Origin of the sequence: uncultured Intestinimonas sp., assembly GCF_944387245.1 — a bacterium.
Lineage (GTDB): Bacteria > Bacillota > Clostridia > Oscillospirales > Oscillospiraceae > Intestinimonas.
This window is the reverse complement of record NZ_CALXEE010000127.1, coordinates 1-3,851: the sequence shown is the minus strand read 5'-3', so window position 1 is coordinate 3,851 and position 3,851 is coordinate 1. Positions and strand designations below refer to the sequence as shown.

The 3,851-nt window shown below is 65.4% G+C and carries 3 protein-coding genes; 2 read left to right on the top strand and 1 reads right to left on the bottom strand.

What is annotated here, in order from left to right:
* Positions 1-1,523: preprotein translocase subunit SecA (secA, locus tag Q0K15_RS10935; RefSeq protein WP_294515877.1), on the bottom strand; the 1,523-nt coding region annotated here is incomplete at its 3' end.
* 219 nt (positions 1,524-1,742) lie between these two features.
* On the opposite strand from secA, the gene Q0K15_RS10930 reads away from it, so the two are divergent.
* Together Q0K15_RS10930 and rlmD are read left to right on the top strand one after the other, a co-directional pair.
* The gene (locus Q0K15_RS10930; RefSeq protein ID WP_294515876.1) at positions 1,743-2,534 is read left to right on the top strand and encodes a DUF3298 and DUF4163 domain-containing protein; all 792 of its coding nucleotides are present in this window, start codon (positions 1,743-1,745) and stop codon (positions 2,532-2,534) included.
* A 16-nt stretch (positions 2,535-2,550) separates the two neighbouring features.
* Positions 2,551-3,851 (top strand): 23S rRNA (uracil(1939)-C(5))-methyltransferase RlmD (gene rlmD, locus Q0K15_RS10925; protein WP_294515875.1); only part of this gene is annotated, 1,301 nt, incomplete at its 3' end.

Below are 3,851 nucleotides of genomic sequence, written 5' to 3'. Positions count from 1 at the left end.
TCGGTACCACGGCCGGCCATGTTGGTGGCCACGGTGACGGCGCCGAACTTGCCGGCCTGGGCCACGATCTCGGCTTCCTTCTCGTGGTTCTTGGCGTTGAGGACGTTGTGCTTGATGCCGGCCTTCTTCAGCATGCCGGAGAGGAGCTCCGACTTCTCGATGGAGATGGTGCCCACCAGCACGGGCTGGCCCTTTTCGTGGCACTCCTTGATCTGGTTGATGATGGCCCGGTACTTGCCGGCCTCGTTCTTGTAGACCACGTCGTGGTGGTCAATACGGGCCAGGGGCTTGTTGGTGGGGATCTCCACCACGTCCAGGGAGTAGGTGCCGTTGAATTCCTCCTCCTCGGTCATGGCGGTACCCGTCATGCCGGAGAGCTTGTCGTAGAGGCGGAAGTAGTTCTGGAAGGTGATGGTGGCCAGGGTCTTGGACTCCCGGGCCACGGTGACGCCCTCCTTGGCCTCGATGGCCTGGTGGAGGCCCTCGGAGTACCGGCGGCCGAACATGAGGCGGCCGGTGAACTCGTCCACGATGATGACCTCGCCGTCCTTGACCACGTAGTCGATGTCCCGCTTCATGAGGCCCCGGGCCCGGATGGCCTGATTGATGTGGTGGGAGAGGGTGGTGTTCTCGGGATCGGCCAGGTTCTCCAGGTTGAAGGCCTTCTCCGCCTTGGCGATGCCGTTGGCGGTCAGGGTGACGGTGCGGGCCTTCTCGTCCACGATATAGTCGGCGTCCTCGTTGGGGTCCTCCTCCTCCTTGGTGTCCACGCTGGCCACCACCTTGCACTTGAGCTGGGAGACGAACTTGTCCACAATGGTGTAGAGCTGGGTGGACTCGTCGCCCTGGCCGGAGATGATGAGGGGGGTACGGGCCTCGTCGATGAGGATGGAGTCCACCTCGTCCACGATGGCAAAGGCGTGGTCCCGCTGGACCATCTCCTGCTTGTAGATGGCCATGTTGTCCCGGAGGTAGTCGAAGCCGAACTCGTTGTTGGTGCCGTAGGTGATGTCGGCGTCGTAGGCCCGGTGCTTGTCCGCGCCCATGACCCCGTGGATGACCAGACCCACGGTGAGACCCATGAAGCGGTAGACCTTGCCCATCCACTCGGAGTCACGCTTGGCCAGGTAGTCGTTCACCGTGACGATGTGCACGCCCCGGCCGGTGAGGGCGTTGAGGTAGGCGGGGAGGGTGGCCACCAGGGTCTTGCCTTCGCCGGTCTTCATCTCGGCGATGCGGCCCTGGTGGAGGATAATGCCGCCGATGAGCTGCACCCGGTAGGGCTTCATGCCCAGCACGCGCCAGGCGGCCTCCCGGCAGGCCGCGAAGGCCTCGGGCAGCAGGTCGTCCAGGCTCTCCCCGTTCTGATAGCGGTCCTTGAACTCCTGCGTCTTGGCCTGGAGCTGTTCGTCCGTCAGGGCGGAGTACTCCGCGTCCAGGGCTTCGATTTTATCCACGATGGGGGAGATCGCCTTCACTTCGCGCTCTGAGGATGTACCAAAGAGCTTCTTCAGCAGACCCATTTTATCGTACACCTTTCCTAATTGGTTCTGGAATCAGTTTAGTATATCATACCCAGCCAGAAGAAAAAAGAGAAAATTGTGAACAAATCCCCCGGCGCCGCCGGGGTCCATCCTGTGCGGCCGGGCTTTTTTTGAAATAAGGTAGCCGGGCGGCGGGGGGCTGTGGTACAATGTTGCCAGATTGACGCCGCCCGCCCCAAGACAGAAAGGAAGGTCCCTATGCGCGCTAGACCCCTGCTGCTCGCCTCCGTCCTGGTCCTTGCCCTGGCCGCCTGCGCTCCGGCAGAGCCCCAGGCCACCCCCACCCCTGCTCCTGTGGAGTCTCCGGCACCGGAGGAGACCGCCCCCCTGGAGCTGGTGTGGACCGACCAGACCTTTGCAAAAGACTTCACCGCCGATGACGGCACGGTGGTCATGTCGGTGGACTATGTGTTCCCCGACATTGAGAATGCCAGTGCGGTACCCGCCTGGCAGAAAATCCAGGACTACTACGCCGCCGAGGGCATGGCCTACCTGAGCGACGCCGCCGAGTTGGCCGGCTACGCGGCCGGGGACTACGAGGTGGCCCAGGCCATGGGGGAGGACTTCCTGCCCTACGGCGAATCCATGAGCTACCGCCTTACCCTCCAGACGGAGTCCTTGGTCAGCATCGTGCGCAGCTACTACGCCAACTCGGTCACCGGCGCGGCCCACCCCTCCAACTTCCAGTTCTCCGAGACCTTTGACCTCACCACCGGGGAAAAGCTGACTCTGACGGACTGCTTTGCCGACCCCGACGCCGGCCGCACCCGGGTGCTGGACCTGCTGGAGCAGAAGGGCACCGACGCCGGCTACTCCCGGGAGGCGCTGGAGTCTGAGCTCAACGACGCCTACTTTTACCTCAGCGACCAGGGCCTGGTGATCTACTACCAGCCCGACACCCTGGCCCCCTACGCCGCCGGCCTGCTGGAGTTCACGCTCCCCTACGCCGACCTCCAGGACCTGCTGGCCGTCTCGCCCATCCCATCTTAAAATGAGGTGTTCCCCCATGCCCAAGAAAAATGACATTCTGCCCCTGACCATCGAGTCCATCGGCCTCAACGGCGAGGGCATCGCCCATCTGGACGGCCAGGTGGTCTTTGTCGCCGGCGGCCTCCCCGGCGAGGTGTGCGACACCCTCATTTTGAAGGTGGGCCGCTCCGCCATCTGGGGCAAGGCGGCGGGGGTCAGGACGCCCTCCCCGGACCGCATTGCCCCCGACTGCCCCCAGTATCCCAGGTGCGGCGGCTGCCAGTTCCGGCACATGAGCTACCCCGCCGAGCTGGAGGCCAAGCGCCGCCGGGTGGAGGACGCCATCCGCCGGGTAGGGGGGCTGGACCTGGCGGTTTCTGTGATTTTGGGGGCGAAAAATACACAGCGTTATCGAAATAAGGTGCAGTTGCCGGTGGCCGCCGGGAAGGAGGGGACCAGGATCGGTTTCTTCCGGGCCCGGAGCCACGACGTGGTGAATGTGGACGACTGCCTCCTCCAGCCGGAGACCGCCTCCGCCCTGGCCCACGCCGTCCGGCGGTGGATGGCGGAGTACGCCGTCCCCGCCTATGACGAGAAGGCCCACGCCGGACTGGTGCGCCACCTCTTCGTCCGCTTCTCCCGGACCCAGGCCCTGTGCTGCCTGGTGGTCAACGGGGAAAGGCTGCCCCACGAGCAGGAGTTGGTGGAGGCCCTCCGCTCCGCCGCCCCGGAGCTGGCGGGGGTGGTGCTGTCGGTGAACCAGGAGCGGACCAACGTGGTGCTGGGCAAAGAGCTGCGCACCCTGTGGGGCCGGGACGATCTGGAGGACACCCTCTGCGGCCTCACCTTCCGCATCTCGGTGCCCTCCTTCTACCAGGTGAACCGGGACCAGTGCGAGGTCCTCTACGGCAAGGCGGTAGAGTTGGCGGGACTCACCGGCACGGAGACGGTGGTGGACCTCTACTGCGGCATCGGCACCATCTCCCTGGCTATGGCCCGCCACGCCGGGCGGGTCATCGGGGCGGAGATCGTCCCCTCCGCCGTGGAGGATGCCAAGGCCAACGCCGCACGCAACGGCATCACCAACGCCGAGTTCTTCTGCGGCGACGCCGCCGACACCGCCGCCCGGCTGGCCGCCGAGGGTCTGCGGCCGGACGTTGTCTGCGTGGACCCGCCCCGGAAGGGCCTGGCCCCCGAGGTGGTGGCCTCCATCGCCCAGATGGCCCCCGAGCGGGTGGTCTACGTCTCCTGCGACCCGGCCACCCTGGCCCGGGACCTGGCCCGCTTTGCCGAATTGGGATACGACGCCCAAAGCGCCGTGGCGGTGGACATGTTCCC

Coding starts and splice junctions, on each gene's coding strand:
- Q0K15_RS10930 (WP_294515876.1), top strand. CDS start 1,743: ATGCGCGCTAGACCCCTGCTGCTCGCCTCCGTCCTGGTCCTTGCCCTG.